14 protein-coding genes are annotated in these 16087 nt (G+C 65.3%); 11 read left to right on the top strand and 3 right to left on the bottom strand.

Going from position 1 to position 16087, the window contains the following annotated elements; genetic code table 11:
* Positions 1–81: 81 nt before the first annotated feature.
* From ACIBK9_RS25565 to ACIBK9_RS25550, 4 genes are all read left to right on the top strand, one after another.
* Positions 82–441: a hypothetical protein gene (locus tag ACIBK9_RS25565; protein ID WP_397161565.1), complete on the top strand. Its 360-nt coding sequence runs from the start codon at positions 82–84 to the stop codon at positions 439–441.
* A 426-nt stretch (positions 442–867) separates the two neighbouring features.
* Positions 868–1398 carry a nucleoside-diphosphate kinase gene (locus tag ACIBK9_RS25560; RefSeq protein ID WP_397161564.1) on the top strand — a complete coding sequence of 177 codons (531 nt, stop codon included), beginning with the start codon at positions 868–870 and terminating at the stop codon, positions 1396–1398.
* Between the two features lie 560 nt (positions 1399–1958).
* The gene (locus ACIBK9_RS25555) at positions 1959–2444 is read left to right on the top strand and encodes a GntR family transcriptional regulator (protein WP_397161563.1); all 486 of its coding nucleotides are present in this window, start codon (positions 1959–1961) and stop codon (positions 2442–2444) included.
* Positions 2445–2447: 3 nt separating this feature from the next.
* Positions 2448–3362 (top strand): phosphotransferase enzyme family protein, encoded by a 915-nt coding sequence (locus ACIBK9_RS25550; RefSeq protein ID WP_397161562.1) that lies wholly within the window; start codon positions 2448–2450, stop codon positions 3360–3362.
* Positions 3363–3417: 55 nt separating this feature from the next.
* On the opposite strand, the gene ACIBK9_RS25545 is transcribed toward ACIBK9_RS25550, so the two are convergent.
* From ACIBK9_RS25545 to ACIBK9_RS25535, 3 genes are all read right to left on the bottom strand, one after another.
* Positions 3418–4410 carry a hypothetical protein gene (locus ACIBK9_RS25545; RefSeq protein ID WP_397161561.1) on the bottom strand — a complete coding sequence of 331 codons (993 nt, stop codon included), beginning with the start codon at positions 4408–4410 and terminating at the stop codon, positions 3418–3420.
* Between the two features lie 58 nt (positions 4411–4468).
* Entirely contained in the window at positions 4469–8932 is a 4464-nt protein-coding gene (locus tag ACIBK9_RS25540; protein WP_397161560.1) for a DNRLRE domain-containing protein, read from the bottom strand.
* Between the two features lie 759 nt (positions 8933–9691).
* Positions 9692–11077: a hypothetical protein gene (locus tag ACIBK9_RS25535; RefSeq protein WP_397161559.1), complete on the bottom strand. Its 1386-nt coding sequence runs from the start codon at positions 11075–11077 to the stop codon at positions 9692–9694.
* Positions 11078–11371: 294 nt separating this feature from the next.
* Here ACIBK9_RS25535 and ACIBK9_RS25530 point away from each other — a divergent pair, with 294 nt between their 5' ends.
* The 7 genes from ACIBK9_RS25530 to ACIBK9_RS25500 all read left to right on the top strand — a co-directional run bounded on the left by ACIBK9_RS25530 (position 11372) and on the right by ACIBK9_RS25500 (position 16017).
* Positions 11372–11539, top strand: a complete 168-nt coding sequence (locus ACIBK9_RS25530; RefSeq protein ID WP_397161558.1) for a hypothetical protein — start codon at positions 11372–11374, stop codon at positions 11537–11539.
* 89 nt (positions 11540–11628) lie between these two features.
* A complete protein-coding gene (locus ACIBK9_RS25525) occupies positions 11629–11844 on the top strand; it encodes a hypothetical protein (protein ID WP_397161557.1) in 216 nt (71 codons plus the stop codon).
* Positions 11841–12140, top strand: coding sequence for a WhiB family transcriptional regulator (locus ACIBK9_RS25520; protein WP_397161556.1), 300 nt, complete (start codon positions 11841–11843; stop codon positions 12138–12140). Before ACIBK9_RS25525 ends, ACIBK9_RS25520 begins: the two co-directional genes overlap by 4 nt.
* A gap of 178 nt (positions 12141–12318) precedes the next feature.
* Positions 12319–12483, top strand: coding sequence for a hypothetical protein (locus tag ACIBK9_RS25515; RefSeq protein ID WP_397034407.1), 165 nt, complete (start codon positions 12319–12321; stop codon positions 12481–12483).
* Positions 12480–12701, top strand: a complete 222-nt coding sequence (locus tag ACIBK9_RS25510) for a hypothetical protein (RefSeq protein WP_397034409.1) — start codon at positions 12480–12482, stop codon at positions 12699–12701. The genes ACIBK9_RS25515 and ACIBK9_RS25510 overlap by 4 nt, the downstream gene beginning before the upstream one ends.
* Positions 12698–13801, top strand: a complete 1104-nt coding sequence (locus ACIBK9_RS25505; protein ID WP_397161555.1) for a DUF2637 domain-containing protein — start codon at positions 12698–12700, stop codon at positions 13799–13801. Before ACIBK9_RS25510 ends, ACIBK9_RS25505 begins: the two co-directional genes overlap by 4 nt.
* Positions 13798–16017, top strand: a complete 2220-nt coding sequence (locus tag ACIBK9_RS25500) for a cell division protein FtsK (protein WP_397161554.1) — start codon at positions 13798–13800, stop codon at positions 16015–16017. Before ACIBK9_RS25505 ends, ACIBK9_RS25500 begins: the two co-directional genes overlap by 4 nt.
* Positions 16018–16087 lie beyond the last annotated feature (70 nt).

The following is a 16087-nucleotide window of genomic DNA, read 5'->3' as shown; positions in this document are numbered from 1 at the left end:
CTGCCTCGCTGGCGTTCCCGCCTGAGCCGTACGAATCCAAGGTGGAGGAGAACCGTCACCGTAAGTGAGGAGCAGAACACGATGCAGGCCCTCAACGCGGCCCTCCGCCCCGCCTTCCATCAGCCGGCCGGGGCGTCCGTGTTACCAAGGCGATCGGCGCTGCTCGCTCTTCTCGTGTCGAGCGATGCCGGCCGGACATGGCAGCTGAGCGGCACGCTCGGCCTGCCCACCGACCGGTACGACGCCGTTGCACGCCTCTTCCTCATGACCGCGATGAGTACGTCGGCCAACGAGGGCGTCACCCAAGTGGTCTGGCAGGCACAGGTGTGGGCCGTCGACGAGGGCGAAGCGCCGACTGCGGACACGCCGCCGGTCGTCTCGCTGCGCAGCGACGGCCAGCTCCCGCAGACGGGCCTCTCGCATCAGCTTCCGTCCCCATGACATCCGCTGAGGTTTCATGAACACCGACCCTCCATCCTTCGCGAGCGGCCTGTCGTTCGTCCCGGACGAACTCGGATGGGCGTGGGCCGGCCACCTGCAACACCACGCCGGTGGCCAATGGCTCGTACGTTGGGAATCCGGCAGCCAGCGGTTCACCGCCGCATATCTCGGCGAAACGGCCGAGGACGGTGGCTACCGGAAGTCCCTAACTCCTCAAGGGCTATGGGAGCGCATCCTCGCGTTCGACCCCCTACATCCCCTCGTGGACCTGGGCAGTGACCATGCTGATGATGCTGGCGCTTGGCGGCCGCGCATCGGCTCAGCGCGGCATACCGATTCCCTGTGGAGGGCCGGATGATGCGGCCATTCGTGACCCGCCTGGAAGATGGCGACCCAGCGTGGCCTACGTCGGTCGCAGGTGGCGGCATGGCAGTGCCTACCTTTGATGAGCCGCCAGGCGGATGGGGCCGCTGGACGGTCGTGATGTGCAAGCCAGATGCGACGGATCGCGGGCTCGTCAGGCCGATCCTCGAATGGATCTCCGGCACTGTGACCATCGTCCGGACCCGAGAAGTGACCGTCACCGCCCGGCAGATCCTCGCGCACTACGCCGACATGCTGGAGCTGAGGCATCGCTTCCCGTTCGACGTCCGTGCCGACCTCATCGATCACTACGTCGGCTCCGCCGTGACGGTGGCACTCGCCTGCGGGGAGACGAACGACACCGCCCAGCAGGTACGCGACCTGCTCGGTCACTACGACCCGTCTCGTGCTCCGTCCATCACGATCCGAGGCTTCTACGGCGACGACAGCGCTGAGAAAGCCGCTGCCGAGGGGCGGCTCATCCGCAACCTCGTCCACTCCAGCGACAATCCCGCCGATGCCGCGGCCGACTTCAAGATCTGGTTCGGCGAGTCGTACCGGGACATCCTGCAGCAAGAGGTGCACCCCCGATGAGACAACCCGCCGCCGGTACCGCGAAGCTCCGCGGGGTGCCTGCCGCTCAGGAACTGGAAGACGTCTCGGGGCGTACTGACCAGATGCTCGGCCGGAGAGCTGGAGCGATGGATGCCGCGCGATGAAGCCACGACGACCGGGAGGGCCTCTGGCGGCGTCCCGACTCGACCTCCGGTTCTGGACAAGGATGCGTGGCCATGTCCGGGATTCGCCCCGCACCCTCCACGGCTCGTCCACGGCAGGACATCGTTCCTCGCCTGGACGACAGAGAAGCCGGCGCAGTCCCGAACGCTCGACTACACATGCGCATGCCAGCCGATCGTCTACGAGTTAGTGGCGTGCGGGGGCAGCTATCGAATCCGCCGAACGGAGCGGACGGCACCTCCTCGCGTGACGTACGCCGGCCCATGGCGCCGTCAGGCGGCGGGTCGCATCTGGGCGCAGCTCCTCTCAGGCGAGGTGAGCTTATGTCCCTGACGATGTCTGTGAAGAGACACGCGAACCCGCTCAGGCCGTGTCGTCCTAGCCTTAAGTCTTGTTGCTGCTCGCAAGGGAGCCCCATGACGCAAGGCAAAGCTCAGCCCACGTACGCCACCATGGCCGACGACCTCCGCCGCCGGATCACCACGGGGGAGTACCCGCCTGGCGGGATGATCCCGTCGGAGACGGCTTTGATGGCCGAGTTCGGCGTGGCTCGCGGCACTGTCCGCCAGGCGCTCGCCGAGCTGGAGCGTGAGGGCCTGGTCGTCAGCCAGATGGGACGAGGCCGCAGGGTGCAAGGCCAAGCGGCGCCGGACGTGCAGCCGAGCACCCGCTACGAAGACGTGGCCAACCAGCTCCGCGCCGCCATCAAGACCGGCGAGTTCGCCCCGGACGTCCGCCTGCCTGGCGAACCTGTCCTGGCGGCAAGGTTCGGCACGGCACGCATCACGGTACGCAAGGCCCTGGAACTGCTTCAGCAGGAGGGCCTGATCGTCGTCATCCCCAGCAAGGGCCGGTTCGTGGCCACCAAGCCACCACCTTCAGACAAGAACAGCGAGGGCTAGTTCATGACGGAGTCCCACACCGCACGAGGCTTCTCTCTGCAGGACGCACAACGGGCGCTGGTGGCGGCCTGCCAGGAGGCCGGGCTAGACGGCAGCGACGCGGTTCCTCTGCGGGTGGGGGAGAACATCCTGTTCCGCCTCGCATCCGCTCCGGTGGTGGTGAGAATCGCTCGCAGTGTGGATCTCCTGAGCGACGTCCGCAAGGAGGTCGCGATCGCGCGCTGGCTGGAAGCGGTCGACTTCCCGAGCGTGAAGCTCCTCCCTGACTGTCCCCAGGCACTCATCCAAGAGGGCCGCGTGGTGACGTTCTGGCAGCACGTGGACAGTGATGGCCCCTCTCCGGGCTTCGGGGACTTGGCAGCGATGCTGAGAGAGCTCCACGCCCTACCCAAACCGGTGGACCTGGTCTTGCCGTTGTTCGACCCGCTGGGCCGCGTAGAGGACCGCTTGGACTGCGCCCCGAGCGTTTCAGAAGCGGACATCGAGTTCCTGCGTCGACGCATCAAGGAGCTCTACGCCGAATACAACGGTCTGGAGTTCGCACTGCCCGCTGGCCACATCCACGGCGACGCTCACAAGGGCAACCTGCTACGCCGTACGGACGGGAACGTGATCCTTCTCGACTTCGAGAGGTTCGCCTTCGGTCCACGTGAATGGGATCTCAGCACTGCCGTGGGGATTCCGTTCCAAGGCTTTCGGTGGCTCGACTACGACGAGTACGCACATGCTGTGGACGCGTACGGATTCGACATCGCGGAGTGGCCTGGGCTTCACACGTTGCGTCGCATCCGCGAGATCACCATGACAACATGGCTCATGCAGAACGTGGACCACGGTCCCGACATCCGAGCCGAGTTCGACCGCCGCATCGCCTCACTGCGCCATGACGTCCTGCCGCGTTCCTGGCGTCCCCTCTGAGCCACTTGCCTTGGTCAAAGCTTGGCAGTCTCGGTTCCTCCGCCGATCGGACGCATCAAGGGCTGGCGAGCCGCTGGATCGCGATGTCCAGCTCTGGCCATTGCGCGCCTAAAGCTGCTCTAGCGCTGGCTAAGGCGTCGAAATTGGCCGCATCGCTGCTCGCGGCACGCAAGGCCGATCTGAACGCGAGCATGGCATGCAGGCGTTCGTGCTTGCCGCTCCTCTCCCAGGATGCACATGCGTCCTCAAGGAGGAATGTCAGCGACTCCCTATCTGTGTCGGACAAGCCGTCGCCTCGCCTTAGTGCGTCGGGGAGTCCGGGAGGTATATCCAGGTCAAACCGGTCGCGCATCGTTTCGGCCACGACCAGCAAAACCTCACGCCGTACGGCATGAGGCAGAGCCTCCATGGATGACGTGCGGCCAGGGTCAGTATGGGCGAACGGTGACAGAAGCGGTTCTGGTGCTGGCTCTGGATAGTCGATGATGAAGGCCCGCTGGTCGTCGTCGAACCATGCCGCGTCCAGGCTCGTCCTGGCGGCACCATCCACGGCGGCCATGGCGTGGGCTTGGACGCCAGTCCAGTCATCCTCGCGCTCCGCCTCTATCACCGCCGCCAGCCAGTCACCGAACGGGCTTGTAGGAGGATCTGCAGCATCGCCGAACGTCCGCCATACGTAGCTGTAGTTTCCCCCCCGGGCGTGCGCGAGCCGGACGTTCACCGATGGACCCCAGGACACGGCCCACGCCTCGCCGTCCTGCGACAGTCGTGCAAGCGCGTCCTGGCTGCGCAGGTAATCCCCGCCATTTGTCTGGATCAAGGACATCGTGTCGCTTTGCTCGTCCACAAAGATCAGGGGCAGTGGAGAGAAGTTCAGCGGATCTTCGCGCGGGTCCAGTTCGCGTACTTCCGGGTCGGTGTCCGGGGCCAGTCGATGTGCGATGTCACGGTGGCCTCCCCTTGTGCGGATCACGCTCCAGCAGAGACCGCTTTCGTGGAGCCACTGCTGCTCATCCAGCACCCGACGGTAGTGTTCCGCGCCTGGCATGAATTCGTTCTCCTTGGTGGGGGGCGGGGGCCGCCCGGGAGCGGCCCCCTGAGTCTAACTATGGCCAGTAGTCGCGAGAAGGAGAACCGCAGAGGCTGGCTCTGTCCTTCTGCGTTCCCATGCCTGCCTGTTCGAAGGTGGTGTAGAACGCGTCGCCTATGAGGATCCGATCCTTCTGGTAGTAATGCCTGTCCAGGATTAGGCCGGCCGCGCCGTTGTCGGCTGTATCGACTGGGCAGAGAGATATCGAGTTCGTTTTGTTGTTGCGAACGTTCGTTCGTTCCCGCGTGGACGCGAACGGGTACTCATCGCACTGCTTGGCGCCGTTGTTCGCGTAGCCGGGCCACATGTTGTTGCACCAGCGGTTGGTCTGGCTCTGATTGGCATTCCGGATGTTCTGGTATTCACGATGCAGCTTGTTCTCTTCGGTCGGTATATTTGGGTTTCTGCAGCCGTGAATCGCCTTGGACGTGTCTGTTGGGTAGGTCTCGAGCCCCGGTCTTGTGCACGCGTTCCAATAGTGGTTGAAGGCTTGGTCGTATCCCTTGCCCCAGTGGAACTTAACCCAGGGCAGGGTTAAGGAGAAGACGCAACCTCCCTTGTACTGGACGTATGTCGCCGAGTCGCACCTGACGGTGGTGCCGATTCCAGTCTGGTTTGTGTTTGATATGTACTTGTTGATCGCCTTGGGCCAGTCGGGGAAGTTGGCGTAGGCTGAAAGAGTGCCGATGCCCACCTTTTCTTCATTGTCGATGGACAGCTTCTGGTAGGGGTGCGGGCCCCATTCGATTTGCCTCTTCGCGGGGCTCTGGTCCGCCGCGCAACGGAAGCGGAAGGTTGCCCTGCCGGTAGGCGTTGCCTTCCATTGCGAAACAGTAAGGCTCTTATAGTTCGTGTGCGGTGCGCCGTTGTAGGTGGAGATATGCTGGCACTGTGGTTTGTTTCCGATATCCATGCCGAGCACCATTGTTCTGTTCAACGGCATGGTCCCGTAGGTTTGCTGGTCGAACAGGAACGCCTCCACCACGATGTCACGTGGTTCTACCCGAGCTTTACGCGCCGCCGTTGTACCGCTGAACGTGTATGCGATCAGCATGACGTATGTCCGATAATAGTCCTCCTCAATGGGAGGTTTGCCGCTGGTCATTCCGTTATATCTAGTCTGAGTCGCCTCGATTCTGCCAATCTGGCACCACGAGAAGTGATTCTTGATCCAGCCCTGTGGTTTTCCGGCCGTCGCCCACTTATTGAAGCACTCGTCCGTGTCGATCCGGTCGTAGATCCGTGCGGCGGGAGCGGGGGGTGTCTCCTTTACCGGCCGCGGAATCGCGGCGATCGAGGGGGATTTGGCCGCTGCCCCTCCTTGCCGGCCGATGGTCAGGGTCTGCCACTCGCTCCACGGGCCTTTCGCACCTCTTGCGATGGCCTGCGCCCGCCACTGCACCTTCCAGCCGTCACGCAGCTTGCCCTTCGGTACATGCACCATGGCCGGGGTGCCCGACGTCACACGACTGTCCTCTCCCGACCAGATCACTCCCTTGCCTTGCTCCGGTAGCGATGGGGCGTGCGTTACCTCGAACCGAACTGCTGACTGGCGTCCCAGGGGATCTGACACCTTCGCCATCAGGTGAGGCGTCGTGATCCGACTGAATCTTTCGCTGTTCGGCTTGCTCCACGCTTCGATCACCCCTGGCTTGGCTTGCGCTGCCTTGCGAGCTGAAGTGGCTCGGGATGTCAGCGATGAGGCGAAGGACGTCTCGAAGTACCAGCCATAGGGCGCAAGGGAGTTGCCGGCTCTGTCCTTGGCTTGGGTCACCTCTGCTCTATAGAAGCCGTAGAGCTCGGAGGACGGAGTGAAGGTGAGTGTGGTGCCATCACCGCTCAAAGTGGCCTCGCCAGGCACCTCTTGCTCGAGAAGGAGATCGTCGAGAACGAGTTGTACGTCTCTCACCGGCTCGCTGAAGGTCACTTTTACTTGAGCGTCACTCGACACGTCGGTCGCGTCACTCTCGGGCGCGGTGGTGAGAACCGCCGGCGGTGTTGTGTCTTGACCGGGAGAGGTGGTGGGCGTCGGACCTGTACCTCCCGCATATGTCACCTCCAGAACCGGAGCTTGCCCAGTCGTCTGGCTGGCTTCGGCGGAATCGAAGCCGCGGTCATATAGGGGGCCTCCGGCCGACTCGTCCGTTGCCTGCAGCACCAGGCCGTGGCCCACCTGCCCTGATGCCCACGCTTGCGCGATTCCGGTTACGTCCCAGGTCCACGTCCCGCCCGTCGGGGCGTTCGCGTTGTCAGAACATCCGCCTGGGTCCCGTGCCAGCGCCTGGCTGTCGGACGTCGAGCTCGGCTTGTTCTGCCAGCTCAACGTGCTCGCACTCCACGCGGCAGTTACTCGTTGAGCTACAAGCGCCGACCTGCCACCTCCGCAACCGTAGGACTGGGTATTGTGGAGCTTCAGTGTGGCACTGACTATGCGTTTACCTGCGATGGGCGCGGTGTCGAAGTTCAGGTAGGTTCGTTCGTTCAAGTTGTTGTAGGTGCCCGCCCACAAGGTTTCCCCGGAGGGGCCCTGTGAGCCCTCGCTGTCGATCCAGGTGTCATCGCGCAATGGCAAGGCAATGGTCGTGGGCTGTGACGTTCGGGAACCCGTGGTGAAGGCCCAGTTGTACGGTGCGGCAAGGGGATTGTTGGCGAGGTCGACAGCACCGCTCACTGTGGTGGTGTAGGCGGTATCAGCGGCCAATGGATCTGCAGGAGTGAATGTCCATGTGTCAGACTCGGGGTTTGAGTGAACCTCTCCGGCGACCGAGGTACCGTCGGGCGTCTTCACTTCCATCACCACCTCGAGTACCGGCTCACTGAACTTCACGTGGATGGTGCTGTCCACAGCGACGTCCGTGGCGTTGCTCGCAGGCTCGGTGCTGGACACCGTTGGAGGTGAAGTGTCGGGTTCCGGTGTCGGGGTTGGCTCAACCGGATCGACGTCTGGGTCCTCGTCCTGAAGATTGGGCGGAGATTCGACGTCTTGGCCCTCCAGTTTCTGGGCCTGCAGCACTTGATCCTCGGTGATGTCATCGGCGACCGGCTGTGTCGCGGAGGCCCGTGCCAGCGCAGGATTGTCGATCACAGTCTGGTCGTAGACCGGATCCCGCCCCAGCTCCGGCTCTCCGTCGAAGAACCAGCCCACTGCGCTGAGTTGCGTATCAGCAGGTTCGTAACCGATGACGAGTTTGGGCCCGTGGGCTTCACCTACAGTGCCGTACTCCTTCGAACGGTATGCACGCCAGTTGGTGTAATCGGACTCATTACCCGAAGTGAGCTGGAACCCGTAGTTGGGCTGGCCGTTGGCCCACTCCTGAACAATGTCGTTCACGTAGTGGATCAGGTCATGTTCGTAATCCATGTAGCCGCGCGTGCAAGTCGGCTTGTACGCGCCGTACTCGGTGTTGGCGCCCGCGTTGGTCACCGTCGGCTGATTGCTCCAGGTGAGCGTGGAGACGTCCCATCGCTGGGTGATCATCCGGGCGGTGATGCCGGACCCTACTGGAAGGCCGCAATCGTTGGAGTCGATGTTCCAGAGGATGAGGTCGGCGTTTTTTACCCGTCCACCGCGCAGTGGGGAGTCCTCGGGGATCTCCTCGAACCGGATATAGGTACGCCAGCGGACAGTCCCGCTGTTGGTCATGCCGGCCTGCACGTGATAGGCGCCGCTGTTGGCGTAGCCGTTCTGGTAGGAGGAGTTGTTGATGAACGTGTCGTTTGCGTCCGGCAATTCAGTCCAGACAGGAAGGTCCACGTTGAGAGTGACCGGATAGGTGACATCCGGATCAGCTAGGAAACCCGCATCGGGCCTGTAGATGATCGCCTGCCCCGCTGCGGTCTTCTTAACCACGGCGGTCACCTTGCCGACTCGCCCCTCCTCTCCCACCTTGAGATCTGCGGCAGCGTCCGTGAGCAACGGAGTCGGCACTTCGGCCACTTGACTCTCGTCTATGGCGGAACTGTCTTGCAGGGCCAACTTTCCTGTAGAGGTTTCGCCGAAGGACAGGCCGGCGGGCAGTTGGACAGAGATCGGAAGTTTCAGCGGGCCGACCGGTCGTTCTCTGATGACCACCTTCTGCCGGAATCCAGTAGGTGTCGCGATGACTACCAGATCGATGCCCGGGCCGTAAGCGTCCGCGTACTCGGCACGGTTCGCCGAAAGCTTTGGCGCGGCCAATTTGCGCGGGGCGGAGATTTTGGTCGTAGCCCCGTCGCGCGGGCTCTTCACACTGAGCAGGTCGGTGTTGCCTCCGGCTGACAGCGTCAGGCTGGCCTTGGTGGCCCTCGGTCTGATGATGCCGTTGTCGGCCATGAGTGAGGTGTCAACCGACCGCCAGAGGCCGTCCTGTTTGAAGCGAACGGGGTCGATGGCGAGCTCAGTGGTGAGTGTCTTCCCGTCAGGGTTAGCGAAGTAGGTTGCCGTCTCCGAGCGCAGAGAATCGATCTCGACCCGCTTGTTTTCCTGCTTGGCCTGCTTCATAGCCGCCCCAGTCGGGGTTTCGGCGCCAGGCTGTGGTGTTCCAGGAGGCAGAGGAGAAGGAGCGGGGGGCTGAGCGATCGCAGGCGCTGCCAATAAACTTAAAGGCAGGGCCAAAACAAGAGTCAGGGCAGCGCGGCGGGGCGTCCTGAGTAATAGCCTGGACGCCGATTGTCGTGTGTTCACTCTAGCCTTTCGGACGATGAGGCAAAACGTACTGATCGTCACATAAGGCACGAATAAAGTAAAGATTTTTTCAAGTAACCGGAAAGGTATGCTCCGTACACGAGCGATGAGTTGCGGTAGGTGTTGCCTCTTTGCTCATCGCTTAGATCTGGTGCAGGGTGGGGTGGTTCCGCGCTCGCCGAGGTTGACGTGTAAATGTTCCAATAGCTCGCGTGATTGCATTGCCCTTCGCGACAGGACGCTCTAGGCTGCCATGGTCAAGCGCCACGGTGGATTGACCGTGATAAGAGCCTCAAGGTGAGTCGGAATCCCTATCGAGGTTCTATGCGCCAAGCCAGAGAACTTCGTTGCCGTTTGCAGGCAACCTCTGGTCGTGCGGGCTTGCCCCGCAACGCGAGACATGTGCGTGCTTGACCGCAGGTGCGCCATGTTGCCAGCGTCGCTTCGCGCATTACCGCTCCACGCCTAGCTGTTACAGTTGAGCGCCGACGGCACCGTTGTCCGCAACGCTACCAATGCTTTCTATATTTTTACTACGGAGCTGGGTGACGTGGCGTGCGTACGCAACGTCACGACTTAGCTTGTCGCGGCTGCTTCCATGCGAGCACGAACGAGCCTTGCCTCGGTAAATGCCTGGAACTCGCGCACTCGTGGATCGTTCCCGTAGCGTGCGAGCTGACCGATGAATTCCCGTACATATCGTCGTGTGCGAGCCGACCGCAAATCAGCCACAGTGGTCACGACCTCGCGCGCCACAGCGAGCCCGTGATCGAGGTCGCCGTTGGCCACGTGGCTCGTGGCCAGGATGGTGCGTACGAAAGACAGGCTGCGAACGTAGAGGCTCTCCGACAGTTCCACGCTCTCCAGCACCCGGTCGCGGGCTCGGTGGTGCTGGCCCAGATCCCGGAAGCAGTGCGCGAACTCTGCCGCCAGCTCCGCCTCGTCGAAGTACTTGAGCCAGACGGGATCCTCCTCCGGGACACGCCGCTCGAACCAGCGCTCGGCCTCGCCGAGTGCTCTGCTGCACGCGCCCTTGTCGCCTTGTGAGGCCAGGGCTCGCGCCTCCATGGCGCTGAAGAGCGCCATGGCTGTCGGCGTGGCCGCGCCCATGGCGCCCATCTGAGCTGCTCGCGCAAGGTTCACCGCCATGGCGTAGTGCCCGAGGTAGTTCGCCTGATGGCTCATGCCGGCGAGGATGCGTCCGCCGAGCATCCGATTGCCCGCCTCGCGGGCCAGGTGGAGGGCCTTCGTCATGTACTGCTGAGCGAGGCCGTGCCGGCCGGTGTCGTACGCCATCCAGGCCGCCAGGCGCAGCATGGCCGCCGTCTCGGAGAGGAACTCCTTGCCGAGCGCCGTGTCGGACCTGACGTGCTTGAGCAGCGGCTCCACCTCCATGGCGATGTACTGGACCACCGTGGACCGGGCGTGGCCGCCGCCGAACCTGTAGTCCAGCTTCGCGAACATCGCCGTCGTCTCCCGTACGGCCTCGACGCTGGAAGCCGTGACCAGCCGGCCTTCAGCCAGCGACTTCGGGGACGGCACGGGATTGATCAGCCACGTGACCATGGAGTCGTTCCAGGAGTCCGCAGAGATGTCGCTCTCCACCACCTGGGGATTGGCCGACAGATCGCCGGACACGAGGACGGTCACACCACCCACCTGGCAGTCGGCCTCCTTCAGCGCACTGGGTGTGAAGGGAGTCGACTCGGCGTACATCATGCCGATGTCGCGGACGCTGACTCGCTCGCTCAGCTTGCGGCCGAGGGCCTCGGCGATGAAGTGCGGGGTGAGTCCGCGGGGGTGCATTCCGTCGAGCCAGCGTTTCACCGACACGTGATCGCAGCGGATGTCGGCGCCGTGAGTGGTGGCCACGTCCTGCACCCGTCGCGCCAGGGCCTTGTTCGAGCACGCGGCTCTCGCCATGACCGCCGCGAGCTGGTGATTCGGCTCTCGGAGCTTCATGGCACTCCCGTCGCGCAACGGCTTCACAACCCTGGGTGATCGCAATGTCGCAGACAGTTTGCACCTCCTCCGGGCCGTAGTGCACCCCCCTTCGCTCAATTGCACCGTCTTTTGAACGCTGCCGTACCCCCTGACCTGCGCGGTTTTCTGGTGCCACGAACACGGCGGGTCCCGAAAGGACCTTGACGGACCCGCCAAGCCTGTTCTATACCTGTACAGGACAGCTTCTCTCGTGGGAGGAGCTGCCACCAGGAGAAGCAGGCTTCGCGACGACCAGAAAGGGACCACCGCCCGATGCCTGCTCTCCGACCCCGCCGTTTCCTGCCCACGGTGCTGATGATCGTCGCGGCCTTCTTCGTGGTCACTCAGCCGCACAAGGCCGCGGTCGCGGTCAACACCACCGTGGACGCCGTACAGAAGATCGCCCAAGCCCTGACCGTCTTCAGCGACGGACTCGGCTGAACCACACCAAACGGAAGAAGCCGGGGCGCGGCCCAAAGTCGCCAAACCTGATCCGCGCCCCGGCACCCCTTAGAAGAGGTGTCTTCACTATGACCCACGGGTCCAGCAACACACAGCCCACGTCCGACCTCGGCCTGCCCATGCGGGCCGTCACCTGGTCCGCCATCCAATGGACCTGCCTCGTCTGCGGTGGCGCCGAGGAGATCGACCCGGCCGAGGAGGCGCCCACTCCGCCGATCTGCCCGTCCTGCCACCAGCTCGCCGTCGCCGAGGCCCTCGCCACTCTGCTGGGGGTGCGCCGATGAACGAGGTGATCACCAGCCGGGGCGACGAGCAGCTGTCCGACCTTCGCGATGTTCTGCTGAACGCCGACCCGGCCTGCGAGAGCGACGACGCCGAGCTCTTCACCGGCCCCGACCTGTTCGAGTCCGAGCCGGACGACGTCCGGGAGGCGCGCGAGGGAAAGGCCAAGGCGTTGTGCGCCGAGTGCCCGGCCCGCGCGGCCTGTCTGGCGTACGCGCTGGCCGTGGTTCCCGAGGCCGGCGTCTGGGCCGGCCTGACCGTCGAGGAACTCCGCGACCTGCGGGAGGTGGCCGCCTGATGGCTCGCTTCCAGTGCGCCGACTGCGGCCGGCGCTCCCGTAGCCCGTTCGGGTGCCGCGGCTGCGGCGTCCGTCGCCAGGTCGAGGTCTGTACGGCTCACGGCACCCGTTGCCTGCCCGGCTGCCGTATGTGCCGCATCCTCGCCCGCTCACAGTCCGGCATCTGAAGGGAGGTCACATGAACGCCATCCGCCTGTCGCCATGGCCGGGCACGTGCTGCCCGCGCTGCAGGGCCCAGCTCGACGGCGGCCCCGTCCAGTTCTACTGCGCGGCCTGCCGCCGCTCGGTGTTCGCCGCCGACCTCGACCACGAGATTCACGTCCCGCTCAGGAGAACCGCGTGATCACTGTTCTGCTCTATCTGGTGGTGTTCGCCGCCGGCTTCCTGGCCTGCGAGCTGGTACGCATCGCCCAGGAACGGTTCCGGATCCACCAGGTCGTACGCTTCAGCGTCCACTCCGCCGGATCGCCCGACAAGGTGCTCCGCGTCTGGTCCAGCCGCCGTGCCAACTGGTGCAATCGGCCTGGCTGCCTGCGCTGCTGGGGACGGTGGGGCCGATGACCGCCGCTGTCTACGGACCTCGTCCGCTGAGCGAGGGCGAACAGACCGCCGTCTCGGTCACCGCCGCCGCGGTGGCGAGCCTGGGCCTGCTCGGCTTCGTCATCAGCTTCGCCACGGTGGCCAGGGCCGCCGAACCGTCCTTCGGCTGGTTCGCCTGGATCGTTCCACTCGGGATCGACCTCGGCATCGCTGTCTTCTCGGCGCTCGACATCGTCCTGGCCAGGCTCGGCATGCGCCTTCGCCTGCTCCGGCTCGTGCCATGGGCGCTGACCGCCGCCACGGTCTATCTCAACGTGGCTGCCGAGGACACCCTGTTCGGGATCATCGCCCACGCGATGCTTCCCGGCCTGTGGGTGGTGGCGGTGGAGGTCGGTGCGTACGCCATCCGCAAGCGTGCCGACCTGACCAGACCCGACCACATGGAGTCCATCCGGCTCTCCCGGTGGCTGCTGGCCTTCCCGTCGACGTTCGCCCTGTGGCGCCGGATGGTGCTGTGGGAGATCCGTTCCTACCCGAACGCCCTCGGCCGCGAGCGCGACCGCATCCTCGCCCGCACTGACCTTCAGGACAGGTACGGCCGGCTGTGGCGCTGCAAGGCCACGCGCCGCGAACGACCGCTCTACCGGCTCGGCGAGCTGTCTCCTGACCGGATCCGACTCGCGCCCGTTCCCGAGCGTCCCGCCCTGCCACCGAAGCCCAAGCACCAGGCAACCAAGAAGACCGCCCGACGACCTCGCGCAGACGTGGACGACCTGATGCCGCTCGGCCGGCAGATCGCCGCCGACCACGAGACGCGCAAGGTCCAGCTCACCCGTGACCGGCTTCGGGACGCCATCCGGCAGACCGGTCAGTCAGTCTCCACCGACCGCGCCGGAGCACTCCTGGCCCGCCTGCGGACGGAAGCGCCGCCGGACCGGACCCCGACCGCTGCCGTTGAGGCGGTCGGACCGCACGGCCCGACCGCGGACGACCGACCGGACGAAGCGCGGTCCGACCGCACACCGTCGCAGAAGCAGGGCGCGGCCTCCACTCCGCCAAGAACAGCGGCCGCGCCCCACCACCCCGCTACCGCCAAGGCACACGAGGTGTACTCATCATGACCCACACACCGCACGAGCCCGACCGCCGTCCGGAGCCCGGTCGCGAACTGCACGGCTTCGAGTGGCCCGACCGCGATGAGGACGAGAACGGCGAGGCCGAGGTCGTCCCCCTCGACTCCCGCCGGCGTGCCCGCCAGACCGACGACGCCGAGCCGGACGACGAGGTCCTGGACCACGAGTCCATCGACATCACCGACCGCGTCATCGGCCCGCCGGTCGACCCGCCCGACGAGGACGCGGTACCGCCTGCGGCACGGACCGCCCAGCGTCGCGCGCCCATCATCCCGGCCTGGCTCCGAACCTGGCAGTCCGTCCGCGCGATGATCGTCTGGCAGGCCCGCGACACCGCGTACGTCCTGGGCTACCACGCTGTTCGCTCGCCGAAGTACCTGCTCAAAGCGCTCTGGTACGCGGTGCCCGGCGTCTTCAAGTCCATCGGCCGGCTGCTGCACTGGGCGACGGCGGAGGAGGGCAACTGGGCGCTGCGCCAGTACGCCGCCGACCGCAACGACCCGGAGATGTGGCTCAAGCTCGACAAGCAGCGCCAACGCCAGTCCCGCTGGCGCTGGTCGGTCGTGCTGGCGCTCACCATCACGGCCCTGGCCGGCCTGCTGGTCTTCCTGGTGGCGGACCTGCCTGGCTGGGCGCGCCTCGGCACGCTGGTCCTGGCCGTCCCGCTGCTGGCACGAGCCGGCCGTCCCGCCGACAGCCCGATCACGGACCGTGTGAGCGACGGTCCGCGCTACCGCAAGCTCACCGCCGAACTGGTCCGTCGGGCTCTGATGCACTGCGGCATCTCCGGCATCAACCAGGCCGTGAGCAAGGATCCGAACGCGATCAGCTTCCCGCAGGAGATCCACCGCGACGGCCCCGGACACCTGGCCATCATCGACCTGCCCTTCGGCGTGGAAGCCGCCGAGGTGGTGGCTCGCCGAGGCCGCCTCGCCTCGGCCATGCGCCTCCCCATGGACCAGGTCTGGCCCGAACCGGCCGCCGGCCACCCCGGCCGCCTCGCCCTGTGGGTCGGCTACGAGCCATCCTCGCAGATGAAGCAGCCGCCCTGGCCGCTGCTGCGCGACGGCCAGGTGGACGTGTTCAAGCCGTTCCCGTTCGCCACGACACCACGGATGGAGACCGTCAACGCCGAGCTGGTGTTCCGCAACTGGCTGGTCGGCGGACAGCCCGGCTCGGGCAAGACGTTCGGGCTCAGGCTCGCGGTCCTGGCCGCCGCCCTCGACCCGCGCGCCGAGCTGCGCATCTACGAACTGAAGGGAGTGGGGGACTTCAAGGTCCTGGAACCCGTCTGCACCGAGTACGGCAACGGCTTCGACGACGAGACGATCGCCCGCTGCGCCGCGATGTTCGCCTGGCTCTACAAGGAGTGCGAACGCCGCTCCAAGCGCATCGCCCACTACCACGCCCTCGGCAAGGCGCCCGAGAACAAGGTCACACCCGAACTGGCCTCGCTCAAGGGCTCGGGCCTGCACCCGCTGATCGTGACCGTGGACGAGATCCAAGAGCTGTTCCTGCACCCGCAGTACGGCAAGGAAGCCGGCGAGATCTGCGAGAAGGTCATCAAGCTCGGCCGCGCCCTGGGCGTGATCCTGCTCCTGGGCACCCAGATCCCCGACAAGGACAGCCTGCCGACCGGCATCACCCGCAACGTCAACACCCGCTACTGCATGAGCGTCGCCGACCAGACCGCGAACGACATGATTCTGGGCACCTCGATGTACAAGCAGGGCTACCGCGCCACGGTGTTCCAGCCGGTGATGGAGGCCGGCTGGGGCATCCTCGCCGGCCTCGGCAAGGCCGCCGCCCGCCGCTCCTACTACCTCGACACCACCGACGCCGACAAGGTCATCGTCCGCGCCAAGCGGCTCCGCGGCCTGGCCGGCACCCTGCCCGAACCCGGCACCCAGGCCCGCGAGGACGCACCCGTCTTCGACGTCCTGGCCGACCTCGCCGAGGTCTGGCCCGCAGGGGAGACGGCGGCCTGGAACGAAGCCCTGTGCACCCGCCTGACCGAACTCCGTCCCGACGTCTACACCGGCTGGAAGTCCGAACAGCTCACCAGCGCCCTCAAGCCGCACGGCCTGCGGGTCGGTGACATCGGCCGCCGCATCGACGGAAAGCCCGTCACCCGACGCGGCATCCGCCTCGACGATCTCACCGAGGCCATCGCCGAGCGTAACCGCCAAAAGCGCTCCGGCTGACCCATCACGGGGCTGCTAGCGCTAGTAGCCGACCCTGCTAGCGCTAGCAACCCCGCTAGCACCAGAAATA

The sequence above is a fragment of the Nonomuraea sp. NPDC050227 genome (assembly GCF_044459705.1).
In the GTDB taxonomy this organism is placed as follows: Bacteria; Actinomycetota; Actinomycetes; order Streptosporangiales; family Streptosporangiaceae; genus Nonomuraea.
This window is presented reverse-complemented; position numbering and strand designations above follow the sequence as displayed.